This window comes from Streptomyces sp. SAS_272, assembly GCF_052543235.1.
In genome coordinates this window covers 1-21,574 of record NZ_JBMNDR010000080.1, presented here as the reverse complement: position 1 = coordinate 21,574, position 21,574 = coordinate 1, and the positions used below count along the sequence as shown (strand labels likewise).

The window sequence follows — 21,574 nt, the reverse complement described above, 5'->3', positions numbered from 1 at the left end:
CCCCCCCCCCGACACGGTGAACGGGTGGGGTCAGTCCTTGATCTCGCAGATCGCCGCGCCCGACGTGATGGACGCGCCGACCTCCGCGCTCATGCCCTTGACGGTGCCGGAGCGGTGGGCGTTCAGGGGCTGCTCCATCTTCATGGCCTCCAGGACGACGACCAGGTCGCCCTCCTTGACCTCCTGGCCCTCCTCGACCGCGACCTTCACGATCGTGCCCTGCATCGGAGAGGCGAGGGTGTCGCCGGAGGCCACGGGGCCGGACTTCTTGGCCGCGCGGCGCTTCGGCTTGGCGCCCGCCGCGAGGCCCGTGCGGGCCAGCGACATGCCGAGCGAGGACGGGAGGGAGACCTCCAGCCGCTTGCCGCCGACCTCGACGACGATCGTCTCGCGGTCCGTCTCGTCCTCGGCGTCGGTGTCCGCCGAGGCGGAGAAGGCCGGGATCTCGTTGACGAACTCGGTCTCGATCCAGCGGGTGTGGACCGTGAACGGGTCCTGGCTGCCGGTGAGTTCGGGGGCGAACGCCGGGTCCGCGACCACCGCGCGGTGGAACGGGATCGCCGTGGCCATGCCCTCGACCTGGAACTCGGCCAGGGCGCGGGCCGCCCGCTGCAGCGCCTGCTCGCGGGTCGCGCCGGTGACGATCAGCTTGGCGAGGAGGGAGTCCCAGGCCGGCCCGATCACGCTGCCGGACTCGACGCCGGCGTCCAGGCGGACGCCCGGGCCCGACGGCGGGGCGAAGAGGGTGACCGTGCCGGGGGCCGGCAGGAAGTTACGACCCGGGTCCTCGCCGTTGATGCGGAACTCGAAGGAGTGGCCGCGCAGTTCCGGGTCGCCGTAGCCGAGCTCCTCGCCGTCGGCGATGCGGAACATCTCGCGGACGAGGTCGATGCCGGCGACCTCCTCGGTCACCGGGTGCTCGACCTGGAGCCGGGTGTTGACCTCCAGGAAGGAGATCGTGCCGTCGACGCCGACGAGGAACTCCACGGTGCCGGCGCCGACGTAGCCGGCCTCCTTCAGGATGGCCTTGGAGGAGGCGTACAACTCGGCCGTCTGCGCCTCGGAGAGGAACGGCGCCGGGGCCTCCTCGACCAGCTTCTGGTGGCGGCGCTGCAGGGAGCAGTCACGGGTGGAGACGACGACCACGTTGCCGTGGCTGTCGGCGAGACACTGCGTCTCCACGTGGCGCGGCTTGTCGAGGTAGCGCTCGACGAAGCACTCGCCGCGACCGAAGGCGGCGACCGCCTCGCGGACCGCCGAGTCGTACAGCTCGGGGACCTCTTCCAGCGTCCGGGCGACCTTCAGCCCGCGGCCGCCGCCGCCGAACGCGGCCTTGATCGCGATCGGCAGGCCGTGCTCCTCGGCGAAGGCGACGACCTCGTCGGCGCCGGAGACCGGGTCGGGCGTGCCGGCCACGAGAGGCGCGCCGGCGCGCTGGGCGATGTGCCGGGCGGCGACCTTGTCGCCGAGGTCGCGGATGGCCTGCGGCGGCGGGCCGATCCAGATCAGGCCGGCGTCCAGGACCGCCTGGGCGAACTCGGCGTTCTCCGAGAGGAACCCGTAACCCGGATGGACCGCGTCCGCGCCCGACTCCCGGGCCGCGTTCAGCACCTTCTCGATGTCGAGATAGCTGGTCCCGGGAGTGTCACCGCCCAGGGCGAACGCCTCATCCGCGGCGCGGACATGCAGAGCGTCCCGGTCCGGGTCGGCGTAGACGGCCACGCTCGCGATACCGGCATCCCGGCATGCCCGGGCCACGCGGACAGCGATTTCGCCACGGTTGGCGATGAGCACCTTGCGCACGATTGAGGCTCCCTCCTTGAAACAAGCCGAGTTTAGGGACTGCCGACACGACTCATCGACCCGTGCCCACAGGTGAGCTTGCCCACACGGAGCGTGATGCGAGGCTCACTCGACACCGAAATTCCTTGCAGTACCGCCGTACGCAGCACTCCTCGGGGAAACCCTAGCCCTCCGATGTGGCCAAGGTCTCTGTGAGAGCGTGCTGCGGCCCACTCCGTTTCTTTGTGGAGTCCCTACGAATGGCCCAATGATTCTTTGCCCCCCGCAGAACCCTTGTCCCAGGGTTTACCCGTTAGTAGCGTTCAGGATGTCTCGAACGTACTTGAGGTAACGGCACCCTTGCTCGGGTCGGGGTCGAAAGTGGGTGGGGACCGGTGGTTCGCAGACCGGTGGCGTGGATCGTGGCGGTCGTGCTCTTCGCGGAAGGGCTCGGCGTCGCCGCGCTGAACTGGTTCATGGGCGTCGTGGTGGACCGGCAGGACATGTCCCTGGCCGGCCTGGACCCCGACGTCATGTCGACGTCCTCCAAGGTGGGCGGGATCGTCTTCGGTCTCTACTTCGTCCTGTGCGGGGTGGTCGCCCTGCTGGTGGCGCTGCGCGACCGCGCGCCCGCCGGCTTCGGCCGGGTGCTGCTGATCAGCGCGGCCGTCGTGCACGGACTGCTGGGCGCGTTCGCCTGGGGACTGCTGGGCGTGTCGCAGTTCGTCTTCATGGTGGTCGTGCTCGCCCTGATCGTGCTGCTGCTGATGACCTACGACGCCCGGCAGCGGCCCGCCGCCCCGGCGCCCGAGGACGCCAAGGGCGACGGTGGCGGCTCTCCGGCGGCGCCGGTCGCGCCGGCGCCCGTCACGCCTCCGGCGGCGCCCACAACTGGGTGATGCCGACGCCGAGTTGCGCCAGCAGCCGGCGCAACAAGGGCAGGCTGAGGCCGATCACGTTGCCGTGGTCGCCGTCGATGCCCTCGATGAACGGCGCCGACCGGCCGTCGAGGGTGAACGCTCCGGCCACGTAGAGGGGTTCGCCCGAGGCGACGTACGCCGCGATCTCCGCGTCGGTCGGGTCGCCGAAGCGGACCACGGTGGACGCGGTCGCGGAGGTGTGGCGCCCGCTGGCGGTGTCGTAGACGCAGTGGCCGGTCTGCAGCGTGCCGACCCGGCCGCGCATCGCCTTCCAGCGCGCGGTGGCCTCCTCGGCGTCCGCAGGCTTGCCCAGCGCCTCGCCGTCCAGGTCGAGCACCGAGTCGCAGCCGATCACCAGGGCGCCCTTGACGGCGGGCTTCGCGGCCACGACGGAGGCCTTCGCCTCGGCGAGGGCGAGCGCCAGTTCGGCGGGGGTGGGGGCGGTGACGGCGTCCTCGTCCACCCCGCTCACGATCACCTCGGGGGTGAGGCCGGCCTGCCGCAGCAGGTTCAGCCGGGCGGGGGACTGGGAGGCGAGGACGAGGCGGCGCGCAGCGGTCATGCGGTCAGCGTATCGCCGGTGCTCTCATCTGACGCCGAGCACGATCATCGCCAGCACCATGGCCAGCGCGAGGAAGAGGCCGAGTCTGCGCAGGGTCACCTGCATGTCGCGGAGTTCCTCGGGGGGCTCGTTCTCGGGGTCGGACCACAGCATGTCACCAGCGTGCGGCTCGGCGGGTGGACGGCGCCTGAGTACCCGTACTCAAGTTGCGGGCCCGCAGTCGTTCACCGGATGTTCGGCTTTCGTCCGACTGCGGGCCGCACGCGGGCGGGCCGCGCTCAGCTCGGCCAGTAGGTGCGGGTCCAGGAGGCCCGGCCGGGCGGGGGCACGCGCCGGCCCGCGATGCGGGCGGGGTCGGACCACGCGTCCCTCGGGGTCTCCGCGCCGGACGGCGGCGTCGCCGCCACCGCCGCGGCGCGGGCCCGGACCACCGCCAGGGCGGCGGCGAGCTCCTCCGGGGTCGGGTTGCCCCGTACGACCTTGATCGTCACAGCGGCTCCTTAGAGGGGGATGTTGCCGTGCTTCTTCGGGGGCAGGGATTCCCGCTTGGTGCGCAGCTGACGCAGTCCGCGCACGATGTGCCGACGGGTGTCGGACGGCATGATCACCGAGTCGACGTAGCCGCGCTCGGCCGCGATGTACGGGTTGAGGAGGGTGTCCTCGTACTCGCGGATCAGCCGGGCGCGCACCGCCTCGAGGTCCTCGCCGGCCGCCTGCGCCTCGGAGATCGTGCGGCGGTGCAGGATGTTGACCGCGCCCTGGGCGCCCATCACGGCGATCTGGGCGGTCGGCCAGGCCAGGTTGAGGTCGGCGCCCAGGTGCTTGGAGCCCATCACGTCGTACGCGCCGCCGAAGGCCTTGCGGGTGATGACGGTGATCAGCGGGACCGTGGCCTCCGCGTACGCGTAGATCAGCTTCGCGCCGCGGCGGATGATGCCGTCGTGCTCCTGGCCGACGCCGGGCAGGAAGCCCGGCACGTCCACGAACGTGATGACCGGGACGTTGAAGGCGTCGCAGGTGCGCACGAAGCGGGCCGCCTTCTCGGAGGCCGTGATGTCCAGACAGCCCGCGAACTGCATGGGCTGGTTGGCGACGATGCCCACCGGGTGGCCCTCGACGCGGCCGAACCCGGTGAGGATGTTGGGTGCGAACAGCGCCTGCGTCTCGAAGAACTCGGCGTCGTCCAGCACATGCTCGATCACCGTGTGCATGTCGTACGGCTGGTTCGCGCTGTCCGGCACGATCGTGTCCAGCTCGAGGTCCTCGTCGGTGACGGACAGGTCCGCCTCCTCCGCGAACACCGGCGCCTCGGACAGGTTGTTGGACGGCAGGTACGACAGCAGCTGCTTGACGTACTCGACGGCGTCCTTCTCGTCGCCGGCCATGTGGTGCGCCACGCCCGAGACGGAGTTGTGGGTGCGCGCGCCGCCCAGCTCCTCGAAGCCGACGTCCTCGCCGGTGACCGTCTTGATGACGTCCGGGCCGGTGATGAACATGTGCGAGGTCTGGTCGACCATCACCGTGAAGTCGGTGATCGCGGGGGAGTAGACGGCTCCCCCCGCGCACGGGCCGACGACCAGGGAGATCTGCGGGATCACCCCGGACGCGTGGGTGTTGCGGCGGAAGATCTCGCCGTACGCGCCCAGCGAGGCCACGCCCTCCTGGATGCGGGCGCCGCCGGAGTCGTTGATGCCGATGACCGGGCAGCCGGTCTTCAGCGCGAAGTCCATGACCTTGACGATCTTCTGGCCGTAGACCTCGCCCAGTGCCCCGCCGAAGACGGTGAAGTCCTGCGAGAACACGGCGACCGGGCGGCCGTCCACCGTGCCGTACCCGGTGACGACGCCGTCCCCGTACGGGCGGTTGTTCTCCAGACCGAAGTTGGTGGAACGGTGCCGGGCGAACTCGTCCAGCTCGACGAAGGAACCCTCGTCGAGCAGCAGCTCGATCCGCTCACGGGCCGTCAGCTTGCCCTTGGCGTGCTGCTTCTCGACGGCGCGTTCCGAACCGGCGTGCGTCGCTTCCTGGATGCGTCGCTGGAGATCCGCGAGCTTGCCCGCGGTGGTGTGGATGTCGATCCCTGGGATCTCGTGGCGCTCTTCCGGCTCGGACATCGGGATGCGGCTCCCTGCCTGCTCAAAAGGGGGGACGGTTACTCATCCGTAGCGTAGTGGTGCCCCTACGGATCGGCAGTGCGGTGTTCAACACACCTAGGGTGGCTTGCATGACACCGCGAGATGCATCAGAGGCGGGCGGCGACGGCCGGTGGTCCGACCTCGACCGGCCGCCCCTCAACGGCGCGGCCCTGCGCCGGGCGCTGGTACGGGAGGGCGGCCTGTGGTCCGGGGTGGACGTGGTGCAGCGCACCGGCTCCACCAACTCCGACCTGGTGACGGCCGCGAGCGAGGGCAGGGCGCAGGAGGGCGCGATCCTGGTGGCCGAGGAGCAGACCTCGGGCCGGGGCCGGCTGGACCGCCGGTGGACGGCGCCCCCGCGCTCCGGGCTTTTCTTCTCCGTGCTCCTCACGCCGAGCGAGGTGCCGGTGGCCCGCTGGGGCTGGCTGCCCCTGCTCACCGGCGTCGCGGTCGCGACGGGACTGTCCCGGGCGGCGGGCGTCGACACGGCGCTCAAATGGCCCAACGACCTGCTGGTGACCGTCGGCGGGGAGGAGCGCAAGGCCGGCGGCATCCTCGCGGAACGGGCCGGCACGGACGCCGTGGTCGTCGGCGTCGGCCTCAACGTCACCCTGCGCGCGGAGGAGCTGCCGGTGCCGCAGGCGGGTTCCCTGGCGCTCGCGGGCGCGGTCACCACGGACCGGGACCCGCTGCTGAGGGCCGTCCTGCGGTCGCTGGAGGAGTGGTACGGACGCTGGCGCGCCGCCGGCGGCGACCCGGATGCGAGCGGCCTGCAGGAGACGTACGCGGCCGGATGCGCGACCCTGGGACGAACGGTGCGTGCCGAGCTGCCCGGCGACCGGTCCCTCGTCGGCGAGGCGGTCGCGGTCGACGGCGACGGCCGCCTCGTCATCGCCACCGAGGAAGGGGTGCAGGAACCGGTGGGAGCGGGCGACATCGTCCACCTGAGACCGGTGTGACGCACGACGAAGCATAGGCCGGACGGTGGCTCCGAGGCCGTCCGGCGGCCCCTACGGGGGTCCTTGGGGGCGACCGTACGCCAACGGGGCCTCAGCCCCTGCCGAACCGAACGGAGTGAGCTGGCGCACACCTGCCGTAGAGTTGAGGCCGGTCGAAACCTGACCGCGGAAGATCGGAAGGGCAGCAGGCGTGACCGTCGACGACACGGGCTCCGGCGCGGGCGAGGACGGCCGGGGCAACCTGCCGGCCGCCGATCCCGGCGAGCCGGGCGACCCCGGTGAGGACCCGCATCCTCTCGCGCTGCGCCTCGAACAGCTCATCCTCGGCGCCGAGCGCCGCTACACCCCCTTCCAGGCAGCCCGCAGTGCAGGCGTCTCCATGGAGCTGGCGTCGCGCTTCTGGCGGGCGATGGGCTTCGCCGACATCGGGCAGGCCAAGGCGCTCACCGAGGCCGACGTCCTCGCCCTGCGGCGGCTGGCGGGTCTCGTCGAGGCGGGGCTGCTGAGCGAGGCGATGGCCGTGCAGGTGGCGCGGTCCACCGGGCAGACCACCGCCCGTCTGGCGGAGTGGCAGATCGACTCCTTCCTGGAGGGGCTGACCGAGCCGCCCGAGCCGGGCATGACCCGCACCGAGGTCACGTACCCGATCGTCGAGCTGCTGCTGCCCGAGCTGGAGGAGTTCCTCGTCTACGTCTGGCGCCGCCAGCTCGCCGCCTCGGCCGGGCGGGTCGTGCAGGCTGCCGACGACGAGGAGATGGTGGACCGGCGGCTCGCCGTCTGCTTCGCCGACCTCGTGGGCTTCACCCGGCTGACCCGCCGGATGGAGGAGGAGGAACTCGGCGAGCTCGTCGAGGCCTTCGAGACCACCTCCGCCGACCTGGTGGCCGCCCGCGGCGGACGTCTGATCAAGACACTCGGCGACGAGGTGCTCTACGCGGCCGACGACGCGGGCACCGCCGCCGACATCGCGCTGCTGCTGGTCGAGACGATGAGCAACGACGAGACGATGCCGGAACTGCGCGTCGGGATGGCGTTCGGCACGGTCACCACCCGGATGGGCGATGTCTTCGGCACGACGGTCAACCTGGCCTCCCGGCTGACGTCGATAGCTCCCCGCGACGCCGTCCTGGTCGACAGCGCCTTCGCCGAGGAGCTGATCCGCACGGGCGACGCCCCCTCCTCGGAGGCCGAGGCCGCGGAGGAGGCGGCCGCCGCGGAGAAGGAGGGCGAGGAGCCCCCGAAGTACCGCTTCGCCCTGCAGCCGATGTGGCAGCGCCCGGTACGCGGCCTGGGCGTGGTCGAACCCTGGCTCCTCACCCGCCGCAACGACACCGACATCTGACCCACCCCGCCGACGCCCCCGCAACGACAGCGACATCTGCCCCTCCCCCGCCGACGCCCTCCTCCCGCCGGTCGCACGCGCCGGGGACCTGGCGACCGGCGGGCGGGTCGCCTGTGCCGTCGGCGGCGGCGGGGCGCTCGGCGACTGACGGGGCTCGGGCCACGAGTCGCGTTCGGGCGGGTCGAGGACGGCGCCGGCCCCGCGACAGGCCGGCGCCGTAGGCTGTCCGGGGGGCGTCGCGTCGGCGGTGTGTGGTCTAGCGCTGGGGCGCCGGGGCGCTCAGGGGGTCCACGCAGAGGCCGATGATCGGGACGCACAGGCCCGGCTGCCGGGGCTCCGCGGCCTTCGGGGGCTTCGGCGGCTGCGGCGCCGGGGTTGCGGTGGCCGGGGCCGGGGCCGGCCGTGGCGCCGACGGGGGTGCGGGGGCGGCGGTCGCGGCGGGCGCGGGCGTCGCCGCGCGGGGGGCCGGGACGTATGTGGCGCCGGGCGTCAGGGCGACGGACGTCGGAGCCCCGGGCGCGCCCGGCAGGAGACCGTCCGCCTCGCGCGCCGGGCCGGCGTTCGCCCCGCCCATGGCGGTGGGCGCGGTGGGGGCGGGTGTGACGGCGGCTGAGCCGGCGGCGGAGGGCCGGCCGGCGGCGGCCGCACGGTCGCCCCGGCCGTCGTCGGCCGCCTTGGCGGCTCCTTCCCCTGCCTCCTCGCCGGCGTCGTCGTCCGCGCTCGTGACGAGGTCGGGCTGGGGCTCGGCCTCCGCGGCGCCGAGGGCGCCGGCGCCGCCCGCGTCGGGGGTCGGCCGCAGAAGACTCAGCACGCCCGCCGCCAGCGCGAGGCCGCCCACGGCGAACAGCACCTTGCGGGGGCGCGGCCTGCGGTGCCGGCCCCGGGCGCGCGGGGCCCAGGGCGGGTCGGCCGCCGCCACCACGTCTTGTCGTGTCGTCTCGTCCAGCCCGATCAGCGTGCCGGCCATCACGTTCCCTCCCCGATGCGTTCGCGCCCTCGATGCGCCGGGGCGGAGGCACCTTATGAGCCGCCATGGGCGGTGCGCGCCGAGTTGGGCGTGATGTCACTCGTACGGGTGGCCGGGGCACCGGTACGGAGGGGGCCGGTCTTTCGCTCGCGGCCCGCGACTGGGATGATCGGACCCTGGTTGTTAACCATCGTTAACCGGAGGGCTGTCGTGAGCGGTGTCGTGGGCGGGGAGCGTGTGGGCGAGGAACGCTTCGGGGAGTTCGTGCTGGTGCGGCGGCACGGCGACGGCGGTCATGTCGCGGAGCTGGTCCTCGACCGGCCGAAGGCGATGAACGCCGTCTCCACCGAGATGGCCCGGTCGATCGCCGTGGCGTGCGCTGCGCTCGGCGAGGACCGCGAGGTCCGGGTGGTCGTGGTGACGTCGACGCACGAGCGGGCCTTCTGCGTCGGCGCCGACCTCAAGGAGCGCAACTCCTTCAGCGACGCCGAGCTGGTGCGCCAGCGGCCCCTCGCCCGCAGCGCGTACACCGGCGTGCTGGAGCTGCCGGCGCCCACGATTGCGGCCGTCCACGGCTTCGCCCTGGGGGGCGGCTTCGAGCTGGCCCTGGCGTGCGACGTGATCGTGGCCGACCGAACGGCCGTGGTCGGCCTGCCCGAGGTGTCGGTGGGCGTGATCCCCGGCGGCGGCGGCACGCAGCTGCTGCCCCGCCGGGTGGGTGCGGCCCGGGCGGCCGAGCTGATCTTCACCGCGCGCCGCGTGGAGGCGGCCGAGGCGCGGGAGCTGGGTTTGGTGGACGTGCTGGCGGAGGCGGGGCGGGACCGGGAGGAGGCGCTGGCGATGGCCGCGCGGATCGCCGGCAACTCGCCGGTGGGGCTGCGGGCGGCGAAGCGGGCGCTGCGGCTCGGGCAGGGGCTGGACCTGCGGGCCGGGCTCGAGGTCGAGGACGCGGCGTGGCGGTCGGTGGCGTTCTCCGGGGACCGGGCGGAGGGGGTCGCCGCGTTCAACGAGAAGCGCAAGCCGCAGTGGCCTGGCGAGTGAGATTCCCGGGGCGGCCGCGGTCGTCCATGGTGATATCACTCTAAGTGCCCCCTTCGTGTCTCTTTTTCACCCAAATATCCCTAGCCTGATGTCATGGGCGAGGGCAGTGGGGGTGAGGGCGATGGGTGAGGACGCGCGCCTGGCGGCCGTAGTGGCGCTCGCGCAGGGCATGGCGGCCGCCCGCACCCCCCGCGACTCCTGGCGCGCGGCCGCGCTGGGGGCCGGCCGGGCGCTGACGGGCAGCTTCGCCGCGCTCTCGGTGTGGGAGCGCGACCTCGGGCGGCTGCGGGTCCTGGTGAACGTGGGGGACCGCGCCGCCGACGAGGCGGAGTTCCCGGAGGCGGAGGCCTACCCGGTGCACCAGTTCCCCGAGATCACCGAGTTCCTGCACGAGCGCTGGGCGGCGGGCGGCGAGCCCAACGCCTGGGTGGAGACCGCCCAGGGCCTGGCCGCCGGCCGTCCCGGCTACTGCCATCAGCGCGTCGCGGCCCTGCGCCGCCGGGGCCGGGGTTCCTGTGTGGTCGCGCCGATCGTGCTGCACGGCCGGGCCTGGGGGGAGTTGTACGTCGCCCGCTCCACCGGGACCCGGGTCTTCGACCGCGACGACGCCGATTTCGCGACCGTCCTCGCCGCCGTCGTCGCCGCCGGGCTCGCCCAGACCGAGCGGCTGGAGGAGGCCCGCCGCCTCGCCTTCACCGACGCCCTCACCGGCCTGGCCAACCGCCGAGCCGTCGACGTACGGCTGGAGGAGGCCGTGGAGCGCCACCGTGCGGAGGGGGTGGTGGTCTCTCTCGTGGTGTGCGACCTCAACGGGCTGAAGCGGGTCAACGACACCCGCGGGCATGCCGTCGGCGACCGGCTGCTGGAGCGGTTCGGTTCGGTGCTGTCGCTGTGCGGGGCGATGCTGCCGGGAGCGCTCGCCGCCCGGCTCGGCGGGGACGAGTTCTGCCTGCTGGCCCTCGGGCCCCCCGCAGACGACGTCGTCAAGGTCGCCGACGACCTCTGCCGGCGGGCCGGGGAGCTGGAGCTGGGCGAGGGGGTGGCCTGCGGGGTCGCCTCGACCGCGGACCCGATCGGACCGGTGTCCTCGGCCCGCCGCCTGTTCCGGCTGGCGGACGCCGCCCAGTACCGCGCCAAGGCCGTGCGGGCCGTCCGGCCGGTGGTGGCCGGACGGCAGGGCCCCGACGACCCCGTGGTGCGGCTGGCCGACGAGCCGGAGCCGCCGCACGAGCGGACCTCCGCCGAGCGGCGGCGGTTCCGTGGGCGGCCCTGAGGCTCCGGCGGTGACGTGACCCTCGGGCGGCGAGGTGAGGCGGCGCGGTGGCTGCGCGACCCGCGGCGGGACGTGTCGCGCGGGTGGGGCGGCGGCGGGACGTGTCGCGTGGGTGGGGCGGCGGCGTGACGCATCGGTAAGGGGCGAACCCCGCCCCCACTGGTGACATCTTCGTCTTCACTGCGTACGCTCCTGAATATGGATATGCACACTGTGGTGGTGGGGACGTCCGGCGTGACCGCGTCCGACGTGGTCGCCGTGGCGCGCGACGGCGCCCGGATCGAGCTCTCCGCGGAGGCGGTGGCGGCCCTCGCTGCGGCCCGCGGGATCGTGGACGCGCTGGCGGCCAAGCCCGAGCCCGTCTACGGCGTCTCCACCGGGTTCGGCGCCCTCGCCACCCGGCACATCAGCCCGGAGCTGCGCGCCCAGCTGCAGCGCAACATCGTCCGCTCGCACGCCGCCGGCATGGGCCCGCGGGTGGAGCGCGAGGTCGTCCGGGCGCTGATGTTCCTGCGGCTGAAGACCGTCTGCTCCGGGCACACCGGCGTCCGGCCCGAGGTCGCGCAGACCATGGCCGACGTCCTCAACGCCGGCATCACCCCGGTCGTGCACGAGTACGGCTCCCTGGGCTGCTCCGGCGACCTGGCCCCGCTCTCGCACTGCGCCCTCACCCTCATGGGGGAGGGTGACGCGGAGGGCCCGGACGGCGTCGTACGCCCCGCCGGCGAACTGCTCGCCGAGCACGGCATCGCCCCCGTCGAGCTGCGCGAGAAGGAGGGCCTGGCGCTCCTCAACGGCACCGACGGCATGCTCGGCATGCTGGTCATGGCCCTCGCCGACCTCGACATGCTCTACAAGTCCGCCGACGTCACGGCCGCGCTCAGCCTGGAGGCGCTGCTCGGCACCGACAAGGTGCTCGCCCCCGAGCTGCACGCCATCCGCCCGCACCCGGGGCAGGGCGTCTCGGCCGCCAACATGCTGGCCGTGCTGGCGGGTTCGGAGCTCACCGGCCACCACCAGGACGACGCGCCCCGCGTCCAGGACGCCTACTCGGTGCGCTGCGCACCGCAGGTCGCCGGCGCCGGCCGCGACACGATGGCGCATGCCCGGCTGGTCGCGGAGCGGGAGTTGGCCTCGGCCGTCGACAACCCGGTCGTCCTGCGGGACGGCCGCGTCGAGTCCAACGGCAACTTCCACGGCGCGCCGGTCGCCTACGTGCTGGACTTCCTCGCCATCGCCGTGGCCGACCTCGCCTCCATCGCCGAGCGGCGCACCGACCGGCTGCTGGACAAGAACCGCAGCCACGGCCTCCCGCCGTTCCTCGCGGACGACCCCGGCGTCGACTCCGGGCTGATGATCGCCCAGTACACGCAGGCCGCGCTGGTCAGCGAGTTGAAGCGGCTCGCCGTGCCGGCGTCCGCCGACTCGATCCCGTCCTCGGCGATGCAGGAGGACCACGTGTCGATGGGCTGGTCCGCGGCCCGCAAGCTGCGCACCGCCGTCGACAACCTGACGCGCGTGATCGCCGTCGAGCTGTACGCCGCCACGCGCGGTGTGGAGCTGCGCGAGGGGCTGACCCCGGCGCCGGCGACGCGCGCGGTCATCGCGGCCGTGCGCGAGGCGGGCGTGCAGGGCCCCGGCCCTGACCGGTTCCTCGCCCCCGACCTCGCGGCGGCGGACGCCTTCGTGCGCACCGGAGGGCTCGTCGCGGCGGTGGAGACAATCACCGGACCGCTCGGCTAGCACGAGCGGGGCCCCGCCGCACGGAGCTGCGGCGGGGCCCGAAGTTCCCTCAGGCGGAGCGGAGTTACTTGAGCTTCGCGACCTGCGCGTCGATCACGGCCGCCGGGACGGGGCCCAGGTCGCCGCCCTTGGCCATCGCGGCGAAGTTCACCGTGTAGAACGTGGCGACGGTGTTGCCCTTGCGCACCACCTCGGCGTGGGCGGTGGCCTTGCCCTGGCCGTCCATGTCGACTTCCTCGGTGAACGCCACCGTCTCGTCGCCCTTGCCGGAGCCCTTGGCCGCGGCGATCTTGGTGATCTTCGTCTTCTCGCTGTCGGCCGTCAGGCCGAACCCGCCGGCGCAGGCCGTCACACCGTCGGAGACGGCCTTCATCGCCTTCTGGGCGCCGTCGCCCTCGTACGAGGAGAGACCGACGAACGTCATGTCGATGTCGAACGCGTCCGCGAGGTCCGTCGGCTTGGCGGTGGCGGCGGACGTCTTGTCCTCGGCGACCGTGTTGCCGACGCTCGCGTCCGTGTCGCCCGGGGCGAGCGCGGCCGTGGCCCAGGCGAGCGGGTCGCAGGCCGGCTTGTCGGTCTTCACCACGCTCTTGGAGGCAGGCAGGGTGTCGTCGCCCGAGTCGACCTTGTAGCCCTTGAGTTCGCCCTGTGCGAGCAGGAGCTTCTCGAGCTCGGCCTTGGTGAGCGCCTTCGCGGCCGGAGCCGAGGAGGAGGCGGCGGACGAGGAGGCGGACGTCTTGGCGTCCGCGGCGTCCTTGGACCCCTCGTCCGAGCAGGCGGTGAGGAGGGAGAGCGACAGTGCGCCGATTGCGGCCGTGGCGCACAGCCGGGCCCCCGATGATCTCTTCATGTGCGAACTATGAAGAAGCTGTCAAAGAAGAGTCAAGTTAAATCAAAAACCCAGACGTTCCCGGCGAATGGAATAAACGACGAAGCCCGCGCCCAGTGCGAGCAGGGTCGTCCCGCCGACCACGTAGGGGGTGGTGTCGAAGCTGCCGGTGTCGGCGAGCCGGACGCCGTCGTCGGCCCCGGCCCCGGCTCCGGTCTCGGCAACGGCGTCGGTTCGCCCTGCGTCGGCGAGAGTTCGCGTGGCGCTGCGGTCCGTCGCCCGGTCGGCGGTCCGCTCCACCGCCCCGGTCGTGGTCGCCGACGCGGCCCGCGCCTGGGTCGTGACCTGCGTCGTCGTGACCGTTCTGGCCGGCGCTTCCTGGGACGCGTTGGCGGACGGGACGAACCACAGGGCGCCCAGCAGGGTCGCCGCGGCGGTGGCGGTCAGCAACGGACGTCGAGCGGATGACACGGAATATCGATCCCCTTGTGGCGCTGGCGAATTGGCCGTGTGTCCCGATGCTAATGAAAATCGCGGGTCGCGGGAAAGTTGCGGGAGCCATGAGTCGTACGCTCCGGCCATGAGCGACGAAGAGACATCACGTTTTGTGCGGATTCGAGTGGAAGTTCTTCTCGAGGTGCACGACCAGGACGCCGTGGCGACGGCCGCGCTGCGGCGGCTCGCCGACGACCCGGAGATCCCGGACGACGAGCGCGTGCACGCCGAGGCTGCTGTGACGGAAGACACCGCGGAGGCCCTCGCCTACCTCGTCGACCCCTTCGACCTGGTCGGAGAGGTGCCCGGGGTGGAACTCCAGCAGGCCTCCTGGTCCAGTGAACGCGTCGACCACGACCCGGATTCGCCGGAGTGGGACCTCGACGAGGACGATCTCGACGAGGATGACGAGGCGGACGGCGAATCGGGCCGCATCGGCTGAGCGTTCCGGGAAACTCGTGACCCCGGACGGCAACCGCCGGCCGGGGTTTCGCCGTCTCAGCAGGCGCACGAACCGACACCCGCACCACCCGCGCCACGAACGTGGCGTGCCCCACACCTTCTGTGCAGGGGGAACGGGACGAACCGGTCGTAGCGTTGATGGTCTTGACGGGGACTCTCGGGGTTCAGGTAATCGGCAACGATGGAGAAGCGTGTGATGACGGACAGTAGGCGGCGCCGAGGTCTGATGACGGCGTCCGCACTGCTCGGCGGTGTTCTGGTGCTTTCCGCGTGTTCCGGCGGTGACGACGGCGCCTCCGACGGCGGAGGCAGCTCCTCGCAGGCCAAGGCCGACGAGGCGGCCGCCAAGAAGTCCTCCGAGGCCCAGATCAAGATCACGCCGGCGGACGGTTCGGACAACGCCTCCATCAACAACTCGGCGGCCGTCACGGTGAGCAAGGGCACCCTCACCGCCGTGACGATGACCACCGCCGAGGGCGCCGCCGTCAAGGGCGCGCTCTCCGCGGACAAGACCAGTTGGAAGCCGGACGCGCAGCTCGAGCGCTCCACCACCTACAAGGTGGCGGCCGAGGCCAAGGACTCGAAGGGCCTCGTGGCCCACGAGAACGCCTCCTTCACCACGGTCTCCCCGGCCAACAGCTTCATAGGCAACTTCACGCCGGAGGACGGCTCGACCGTCGGCGTGGGCATGCCCGTGTCGATCAACTTCAACAAGCAGATCACCGACAAGGCGGCCGTCCAGAAGGGCGTCACGGTCACCTCCACCAGCGGTCAGGAGGTCGTCTGCCACTGGTTCTCCTCCCAGCGGATGGACTGCCGTCCCGAGGACTACTGGAAGGAGAACTCCACCGTCACGCTGAAGCTCGCGCTCGACGGTGTGGAGGGCGCCAAGGGCGTCTTCGGCGTCCAGCAGAAGACGATCACCTTCAAGGTCGGCCGCAACCAGGTCTCCTACGTCGACGCCAAGAGCAAGCAGATGAAGATCACGCACAACGGCACGGTGATCAAGACCATCCCGATCTCGGCCGGCTCGCCCGACAACAAGACGTACGAGGGCCAGATGGTGATGTCGGAGAAGTTCAAGGAGACGCGCATGAACGGCGCGACCGTGGGCTTCACCGACGACGACGGCAAGGGCGAGTACGACATCAAGGACGTGCCGCACGCCATCCGCCTCACCAACTCCGGCACGTTCGTGCACGGCAACTACTGGGGCGCGAAGTCCATCTTCGGCTCGGTGAACACCAGCCACGGCTGCGTGGGTCTGTCCGACACCAAGGGCGCCAACGACACCGGCACGGCCGGCTACTGGTTCTTCACCAACTCGATCGTCGGCGACGTCGTGGTGGTCAAGAACACCGGTGACAAGACCGTGGCGCCGGACAACGGCCTCAACGGCTGGAACATGGACTGGGCGCAGTGGAAGGCCGGTTCGGCCGCCTGACCCGACCCCCGCTCCCAGCCGGCCCACAGGCTCCCGATGCCGCCCCCAGGGGCGGCATCGGTGTTTCCGGGACCCGGCACAGCCTTCTCATCGTTCTCTTATATCGGCCTTATGGCATCATCACGCGCCGTGCCTAGCTTGCGGCCATGTTCTTCACCTACCTGAGGCGCGAACTGCGCCGCCGCAGAAAAGCGGCACTCGTCGTCGCCTCCGGCCTCGCGCTCGGCATCGCGCTGGTCATCGTGGTCACCTCCGTGTCCGCCGGTATGGGGAAGGCCCAGGACAAGGTCCTGCAGTCCCTGTACGGCCTGGGCACGGACATGACGGTCACCAAGGCGGCCGCGCCCACCGCGAGCTCCTCGGACCGCCCGCGCTTCCGGTTCGACGCGCAGGACAACGACTCCGACGCGCAGCAGAGCACCGACCGCGTCATGGTCCAGGGCTTCCAGACCCTGTCGGCGGCTACCGTCGCCACGGTCGGCAAGCAGCGCGGGGTCGCCGACGCCGTCGGCGGGCTGAGCCTCCAGGTCATCAAGATCAACGGGCAGTTCACCCGCGGCCAGTTCCGGCAGAACGAGAGCGCCGGCGGCGGCCGGCAGGGTGGGGAGGCCGGAGGCGGCGCCCGGCCGCAGGGCGAAGTGCAGGGCGGCGGCGCGGACTTCGACGTCAACAACTACTCCGTCTACGGCGCCGACGTCACCGAACCCGAACTCGGCCCGCTGACCTCCTCGACGATCAGCAGCGGCCGCACCTTCAAGACCTCGGAGACCGACGCCGCGGTAGCCGTCGTGGACTCGGCGTACGCCAAGGAGAAGTCGCTCAAGGTCGGCTCCAAGATCACCATCAGCAGCGTCGAGTTCGCCGTGATCGGCATCGCCACGGCCGACAGCGGCGACGCCGCCGCCAACGTCTACATCCCGCTGACCCGGGCCCAGACCCTCGGCGACGCGAAGAGCAAGGTCACCACGATCTACGTCAAGGCGACCGACTCGCAGAAGATCGACAGCGTCAAGTCGACCATCCAGAAGAACGTCTCGGGTACGACGGTGACGACCTCCGCCGACCTCGCGGACACCGTCTCGGGCTCCCTCTCCACGGCCTCCTCGCTCGCCGCCAACGTCGGCAAGTGGCTCTCGATCGCGGTCCTGATCGCCGCCTTCCTCGTCGCCGGACTGCTCACCTCCTCGGCCGTCTCCCGGCGCGTGCGCGAGTTCGGCACCCTCAAGGCGCTGGGCTGGAAGTCCGGCCGGGTCACCCGGCAGGTCGTCGGCGAGGCCGTGGTCAACGGACTGCTGGGCGGCGCCCTCGGCATCGCGCTCGGCCTCGCCGGCGCCTACGCCGTGACCGCGATCAGCCCCACCCTCCAGGCCCAGTTGGGCGGCGGCGCCGGCGGCCAGGGCGGCCCCGGCGGTGGCGGCGGCTTCGGCCGCCGGGCGGCCGCCCGGACCCTCGACGTCGCGCTGACGGCTCCGGTGAGCGTCACGACGGTGGCCGTCGCGGTGGCGCTCGCCGTGGCCGGCGGCCTGATCGCGGGCGCGTTCGGCGGCTGGCGCGCCTCGCGGCTGCGTCCGGCGGACGCGCTGCGCCGCGTCGAATAGCCAACCCACCCACCAGCTCCAGGAGTTGTTGTCCCCATGTACGAACTCAGAGGCGTCACCAAGCGCTACACCCGGGGCAAGGAGACCGTCCACGCCCTCGACGCCGTCGACCTGACCGTCCCCGACGGCGACCGGCTCGTCATCCAGGGACCCACCGGCGGCGGCAAGTCCACCCTGCTGCAGATGATCGGCGCGCTCGACCGGCCCAGCGAGGGCGAGATCGTCTTCGACGGCGTCGACCTGGCCAGGCTCTCCGAGGCCCGGCTGACGAAGGTGCGCAGCGAGAACATCGGCTTCGTCTTCCAGTCCTTCAACCTGATCCCGACGCTCAACGCGCAGGAGAACGTCGAGACGGCCCTCGTCCCGCTCGGCGTGAAGGGCGGGGAGCGCCGCGAGCGGGCCGCCGAGGCGCTGAAGTCGGTGGGCCTCGGCGAACGCCTCGGACATCTGCCGTCCGAGATGTCGGGCGGTCAGCAGCAGCGTGTCGCCATCGCCCGCGCGCTGGTCAAGCAGCCGAAGGTGCTCCTCGCCGACGAACCGACCGGCAACCTCGACGAGGGCATGCGGGACGAGATCATGGACGTGCTGCACACCCTGTGGAAGGAGCACGGACTGACCTTCATCATGGTCACCCACGACTCCGCCATAGCGAAGAAGGCCCCGCGCGTCGCGACGATCCGCAAGGGCCGGATCACCGTGAAGGAGAACGTGCCGTCCGCCTGACCGCCCGACACGCGTCGCCCCCCAGCGAACGCTGAGCGCTGAGCGAACGCCCGCCGGAAGAGCAGCCTCCGGCGGGCGGTTCGTGCTTGCGTGTCCCCATGACCGCAGCCGAGACAACCACCACACCCACCGGCCCCACCACGGTCGAGTACATCCGTTACCGCATCCCGCAGGAGCGGTCGGCGGAGTTCCTCGCGGCCTACACCCGGGGCGCGCGTCAGCTCGCGGCCTCCCCGCACTGCGTCGACTACGAACTCGCCCGCTGCGAGGAGGACTTCGAGCACTTCGTCCTGCGCATCACCTGGACGTCGACCGAGGACCACCTGGAGGGCTTCAGGACCTCGGACCTGTTCCCCGCCTTCCTCGCCGAGATCCGCCCCTATGTCGGGCACATCGACGAGATGCGCCACTACAAGGCCACCTCGGTGCGCGGCTCAGGCTCCGCCGTGCCCACGCTGTACGAATGGGCAGGCGGCGCGGAGGCCTTCACCCGGCTCACCGAGGTGTTCTACGCCAAGGTGCTCCAGGACGACCTCCTCGCCCCCGTCTTCGCCGGCCTCGCCCCCGAGCACGCCGAACACGTCGCGCTCTGGCTCGCGGAGGTCTTCGGCGGGCCCGAGACCTACTCGGCGACCCAGGGCGGCCACAGCCACATGGTCGCGAGGCACTTCGGCCGCGACATCACCGAGCCCCAGCGCCGCCGCTGGGTCAACCTGATCCAGGACGCCGCCGACGAGGCCGGTCTGCCGACCGACGCCGAGTTCCGGTCCGCGTTCCTCGCCTATGTGGAGTGGGGCACGCGGCTCGCCGTCCACTTCTCCGGTCCGAGCGCCAAGCCGCCGGCCGAGCAGCCGGCGCCGAAGTGGGGATGGGGGGCCGCCCCGCCGTACCGGGGCTGAGCACGTCCGGCGGGCGGCCGGGGGCTCGGGGTCCCGGGGCGGGCGGCCTGGAGTCCGGGAAGGGCGGCCGGCGGTCGGCCGGGCGGCCGGGCGGAGACGGTCAGGCGGACGGGCGGAGACGGTCAGGCGGACGGCGCCTGCGACTCGGCCCCCGCCCGCCGCGCGTCGGCGCCCCAGCTCGCGAGCAGCCGCAACGCCTCCGCCGACGCCGACCCGGGCTCCGCGTGGTACGTCACCATTATCTGCTCGCCGTCCCCGGCCAGCCTGAACCCCTCGAAGTTCAGGGAGAGTTCGCCGACCAGCGGATGCCTCAGCCGCTTCACGCCGTGGTTCTTCTCCTTGACGTCGTGGGTCGCCCACAGCCGTCTGAAGTCCTCGCTCTTCACCGACAGTTCCCCCACCAGCGCGGAGAGCCGCGGATCGTCCGGATAGCAGCCCGCGTCCATGCGCAGCTGGCACACGACGTCGATCGCCTTCTGCTCCCAGTCCACGAACAGGTCCTGGTAGTCGGGGCGCAGGAAGACGAGCCGCGCCCAGTTGCGCTCCGCCGCCGGCAGCTCCGCCCAGTCGCCGAAGACCGCCGCGGCCATCCGGTTCCAGCTCAGGATCTCCGCGCGCCGCCCGACCAGGTACGCCGGCACCGAGTCCATCGTGTCCAGCAGCTGGCGCAGCGCCGACCGGACCTGCTGGGGCGGCCCGCTCTGCTTCTTCTTGTGCTTCGGCTTCGCGAGATGGGTGAGGTGCGCGTGCTCGGCGTCCGTCAGCCGCAGGGCGCGGGCGATCGAGTCCAGCACCTCCGCCGACACGTTCCGGCCGTTGCCCTGTTCCAGACGCGTGTAGTACGCCACCGAGACCCCGGCCAGCTGCGCCAGCTCCTCGCGCCGCAGCCCGGGCACCCTGCGGTGCCGTCCGAACTCCGCCAGCCCCACGTCCTGCGGCTTCAGCCGGGCCCGCCGGGTGCGCAGGAACTCGCTGAGCTCGGCCCGCCTGTCCAGGGGGGCGCCGGGGGGTTCGGGGCGATCGTCCATGCCGTCCAGTATTCCCGGTCGTACGTCCACCAGCCTGACCCCGCCAGTGGTAGGCACGGCAGTCGTACGCAGAAGCGTGACCTGGGTGAACGCGGGGGAATGGGGGAACCTGTACGGCGTGCCCGGTCCGAAGGCAGGCCGGGACGACCCCCCCTCGCTAGGAGAACCCCGGCATGACCACCGTTGCCGCGTACGCCGCATCCGCCGCCAAGGCTCCGCTGGAGCGCACGACGATCGAACGCCGCCCGGTGCGTGAGTTCGACGTCCTGATAGACATCGAGTTCGCCGGCATCTGCCACTCCGACATCCACCAGGCCAGGGAGGGCTGGGGCGAGGCCATCTTCCCGATGGTGCCCGGGCACGAGATCGCGGGCGTGGTCTCCGAGGTGGGCCCCGGCGTCACGAAGTTCGCCGTCGGCGACCGCGTGGGCGTCGGCTGCCTCGTTGACTCCTGCCGTGAGTGCGACAACTGCAAGGCCGGCCTCGAGCAGTACTGCACCGGCGGCGGCGTCGGCACGTACAACGCTGTCGGCAAGGACGGCGAGCCCACCTACGGCGGCTACTCGCAGAAGATCGTCGTCGACGAGAACTACGTCCTGCGCATCCCCGACGGACTCAAGCTCGACGAGGCCGCGCCGCTGCTCTGCGCCGGCATCACCACGTACTCCCCGCTCAGGCACTGGAACGCCGGGCCGGGCAAGAAGGTCGCGATCCTCGGCATGGGCGGCCTCGGCCACATGGGCGTCAAGATCGCGCACGCGCTCGGCGCCGAGGTGACCGTGCTCTCGCAGTCGCTGCGCAAGAAGGACGACGGTCTGAAGCTGGGCGCCGACCACTACTACGCCACCAGCGACGAGAAGACCTTCGAGGAGCTGCGCGGCGCCTTCGACCTCATCCTCTCCACGGTCTCCGCCCCGCTGAACCTGGACGCCTACCTGTCCCTGCTGCGGACGGACGGCGCCTTCGTGAACGTCGGCGCGCCCGAGGAGCCGGTCGCGCTCAACCTGTTCTCGGTGATCGGCGGCCGCAAGACCCTCGCCGGCTCCGGCATCGGCGGCATCCAGGAGACCCAGGAGATGCTGGACTTCTGCGCCGAGCACGGACTCGGCGCGGAGATCGAGCTGATCAGCGCCGCCGAGATCAACGAGGCGTACGAGCGGGTGCTCGCCAGCGACGTCCGCTACCGCTTCGTCATCGACGCCTCGACGATCTGACGGTCCCCGGGACGTACGGCGCGGTCGCCGCGCCGTAGGTCCTCCGAACCGGAGCCCCGCGAGGCCGACCCGGCGCCGCTCCCGGCCGTCGGGACCCGGACCCGGGGACCCGGCCGTCGGGACCCGGACCTGGGGACCCGGTCTTCGGGAAACGGCCC

21 protein-coding genes are annotated in these 21,574 nt (G+C 72.1%); 12 read left to right on the top strand and 9 right to left on the bottom strand.

The genetic code is table 11. The features are described from left to right. Nucleotides 1-30 precede the first annotated feature (30 nt). Nucleotides 31-1,803, bottom strand: a complete 1,773-nt coding sequence (locus ACN6LD_RS33250; protein WP_445045103.1) for an acetyl/propionyl/methylcrotonyl-CoA carboxylase subunit alpha — start codon at nucleotides 1,801-1,803, stop codon at nucleotides 31-33. 374 nt (nucleotides 1,804-2,177) lie between these two features. Here ACN6LD_RS33250 and ACN6LD_RS33245 point away from each other — a divergent pair, with 374 nt between their 5' ends. Beyond that, nucleotides 2,178-2,681 (top strand): hypothetical protein, encoded by a 504-nt coding sequence (locus ACN6LD_RS33245; protein WP_319193121.1) that lies wholly within the window; start codon nucleotides 2,178-2,180, stop codon nucleotides 2,679-2,681. Here the strand turns inward: ACN6LD_RS33245 and ACN6LD_RS33240 are convergent. From ACN6LD_RS33240 to ACN6LD_RS33225, 4 genes are all read right to left on the bottom strand, one after another. After that, complete coding sequence (locus ACN6LD_RS33240) at nucleotides 2,650-3,264, bottom strand: nucleoside triphosphate pyrophosphatase (RefSeq protein WP_319193120.1); 615 nt, start codon at nucleotides 3,262-3,264, stop codon at nucleotides 2,650-2,652. The two genes, ACN6LD_RS33245 and ACN6LD_RS33240, sit on opposite strands and share 32 nt — an antisense overlap. 24 nt (nucleotides 3,265-3,288) lie before the next feature. Continuing rightward, nucleotides 3,289-3,417: a morphogenic membrane protein MmpB gene (gene mmpB / locus ACN6LD_RS33235; protein WP_319193119.1), complete on the bottom strand. Its 129-nt coding sequence runs from the start codon at nucleotides 3,415-3,417 to the stop codon at nucleotides 3,289-3,291. Between the two features lie 125 nt (nucleotides 3,418-3,542). After that, nucleotides 3,543-3,755 carry an acyl-CoA carboxylase epsilon subunit gene (locus tag ACN6LD_RS33230; RefSeq protein ID WP_319193118.1) on the bottom strand — a complete coding sequence of 71 codons (213 nt, stop codon included), beginning with the start codon at nucleotides 3,753-3,755 and terminating at the stop codon, nucleotides 3,543-3,545. A gap of 9 nt (nucleotides 3,756-3,764) precedes the next feature. Beyond that, nucleotides 3,765-5,378 (bottom strand): acyl-CoA carboxylase subunit beta, encoded by a 1,614-nt coding sequence (locus tag ACN6LD_RS33225; protein ID WP_319193116.1) that lies wholly within the window; start codon nucleotides 5,376-5,378, stop codon nucleotides 3,765-3,767. Between the two features lie 110 nt (nucleotides 5,379-5,488). On the opposite strand from ACN6LD_RS33225, the gene ACN6LD_RS33220 reads away from it, so the two are divergent. After that, nucleotides 5,489-6,358 (top strand): biotin--[acetyl-CoA-carboxylase] ligase, encoded by an 870-nt coding sequence (locus ACN6LD_RS33220; RefSeq protein WP_319193114.1) that lies wholly within the window; start codon nucleotides 5,489-5,491, stop codon nucleotides 6,356-6,358. Nucleotides 6,359-6,548: 190 nt separating this feature from the next. Further along, nucleotides 6,549-7,700: an adenylate/guanylate cyclase domain-containing protein gene (locus ACN6LD_RS33215; protein ID WP_057584510.1), complete on the top strand. Its 1,152-nt coding sequence runs from the start codon at nucleotides 6,549-6,551 to the stop codon at nucleotides 7,698-7,700. Nucleotides 7,701-7,956: 256 nt separating this feature from the next. Here ACN6LD_RS33215 and ACN6LD_RS33210 read toward each other — a convergent pair whose 3' ends face one another. Beyond that, a complete protein-coding gene (locus ACN6LD_RS33210) occupies nucleotides 7,957-8,667 on the bottom strand; it encodes a hypothetical protein (RefSeq protein ID WP_445045102.1) in 711 nt (236 codons plus the stop codon). A gap of 237 nt (nucleotides 8,668-8,904) precedes the next feature. Between ACN6LD_RS33210 and ACN6LD_RS33205 the strand changes: the two genes are divergently transcribed. The 3 genes from ACN6LD_RS33205 (at nucleotide 8,905) to hutH (ending at nucleotide 12,724) form a co-directional block, all read left to right on the top strand. Then, nucleotides 8,905-9,708, top strand: a complete 804-nt coding sequence (locus ACN6LD_RS33205) for an enoyl-CoA hydratase/isomerase family protein (RefSeq protein ID WP_319196216.1) — start codon at nucleotides 8,905-8,907, stop codon at nucleotides 9,706-9,708. Nucleotides 9,709-9,829: 121 nt separating this feature from the next. Then, nucleotides 9,830-10,981, top strand: coding sequence for a diguanylate cyclase domain-containing protein (locus ACN6LD_RS33200; RefSeq protein ID WP_445045101.1), 1,152 nt, complete (start codon nucleotides 9,830-9,832; stop codon nucleotides 10,979-10,981). Between the two features lie 204 nt (nucleotides 10,982-11,185). Then, nucleotides 11,186-12,724 carry a histidine ammonia-lyase gene (hutH, locus tag ACN6LD_RS33195; RefSeq protein ID WP_445045107.1) on the top strand — a complete coding sequence of 513 codons (1,539 nt, stop codon included), beginning with the start codon at nucleotides 11,186-11,188 and terminating at the stop codon, nucleotides 12,722-12,724. A 64-nt stretch (nucleotides 12,725-12,788) separates the two neighbouring features. On the opposite strand, the gene ACN6LD_RS33190 is transcribed toward hutH, so the two are convergent. Together ACN6LD_RS33190 and ACN6LD_RS33185 are read right to left on the bottom strand one after the other, a co-directional pair. After that, nucleotides 12,789-13,574 (bottom strand): hypothetical protein, encoded by a 786-nt coding sequence (locus tag ACN6LD_RS33190; RefSeq protein WP_319196204.1) that lies wholly within the window; start codon nucleotides 13,572-13,574, stop codon nucleotides 12,789-12,791. Between the two features lie 42 nt (nucleotides 13,575-13,616). Further along, nucleotides 13,617-14,024 (bottom strand): LPXTG cell wall anchor domain-containing protein, encoded by a 408-nt coding sequence (locus tag ACN6LD_RS33185; protein WP_319196206.1) that lies wholly within the window; start codon nucleotides 14,022-14,024, stop codon nucleotides 13,617-13,619. A gap of 109 nt (nucleotides 14,025-14,133) precedes the next feature. Here ACN6LD_RS33185 and ACN6LD_RS33180 point away from each other — a divergent pair, with 109 nt between their 5' ends. The 5 genes from ACN6LD_RS33180 to ACN6LD_RS33160 all read left to right on the top strand — a co-directional run bounded on the left by ACN6LD_RS33180 (nucleotide 14,134) and on the right by ACN6LD_RS33160 (nucleotide 19,174). After that, on the top strand, nucleotides 14,134-14,490 hold the full coding sequence (locus ACN6LD_RS33180) for a hypothetical protein (RefSeq protein ID WP_319196208.1): 357 nt from the start codon (nucleotides 14,134-14,136) through the stop codon (nucleotides 14,488-14,490). Between the two features lie 216 nt (nucleotides 14,491-14,706). Further along, nucleotides 14,707-15,954 carry a L,D-transpeptidase gene (locus ACN6LD_RS33175; protein WP_445045100.1) on the top strand — a complete coding sequence of 416 codons (1,248 nt, stop codon included), beginning with the start codon at nucleotides 14,707-14,709 and terminating at the stop codon, nucleotides 15,952-15,954. A 146-nt stretch (nucleotides 15,955-16,100) separates the two neighbouring features. Continuing rightward, nucleotides 16,101-17,552: an ABC transporter permease gene (locus ACN6LD_RS33170; protein WP_319196212.1), complete on the top strand. Its 1,452-nt coding sequence runs from the start codon at nucleotides 16,101-16,103 to the stop codon at nucleotides 17,550-17,552. A gap of 36 nt (nucleotides 17,553-17,588) precedes the next feature. Continuing rightward, entirely contained in the window at nucleotides 17,589-18,275 is a 687-nt protein-coding gene (locus ACN6LD_RS33165; protein WP_319196214.1) for an ABC transporter ATP-binding protein, read from the top strand. A 98-nt stretch (nucleotides 18,276-18,373) separates the two neighbouring features. After that, on the top strand, nucleotides 18,374-19,174 hold the full coding sequence (locus ACN6LD_RS33160; protein ID WP_445045099.1) for a group II truncated hemoglobin: 801 nt from the start codon (nucleotides 18,374-18,376) through the stop codon (nucleotides 19,172-19,174). 122 nt (nucleotides 19,175-19,296) lie between these two features. Here the strand turns inward: ACN6LD_RS33160 and ACN6LD_RS33155 are convergent, their stop codons facing one another. Then, nucleotides 19,297-20,202, bottom strand: coding sequence for a helix-turn-helix domain-containing protein (locus tag ACN6LD_RS33155; RefSeq protein ID WP_319188244.1), 906 nt, complete (start codon nucleotides 20,200-20,202; stop codon nucleotides 19,297-19,299). Between the two features lie 173 nt (nucleotides 20,203-20,375). Between ACN6LD_RS33155 and ACN6LD_RS33150 the strand changes: the two genes are divergently transcribed. Then, nucleotides 20,376-21,416, top strand: a complete 1,041-nt coding sequence (locus ACN6LD_RS33150) for an NAD(P)-dependent alcohol dehydrogenase (RefSeq protein WP_319188243.1) — start codon at nucleotides 20,376-20,378, stop codon at nucleotides 21,414-21,416. The last annotated feature ends 158 nt before the right edge of the window (nucleotides 21,417-21,574 follow it).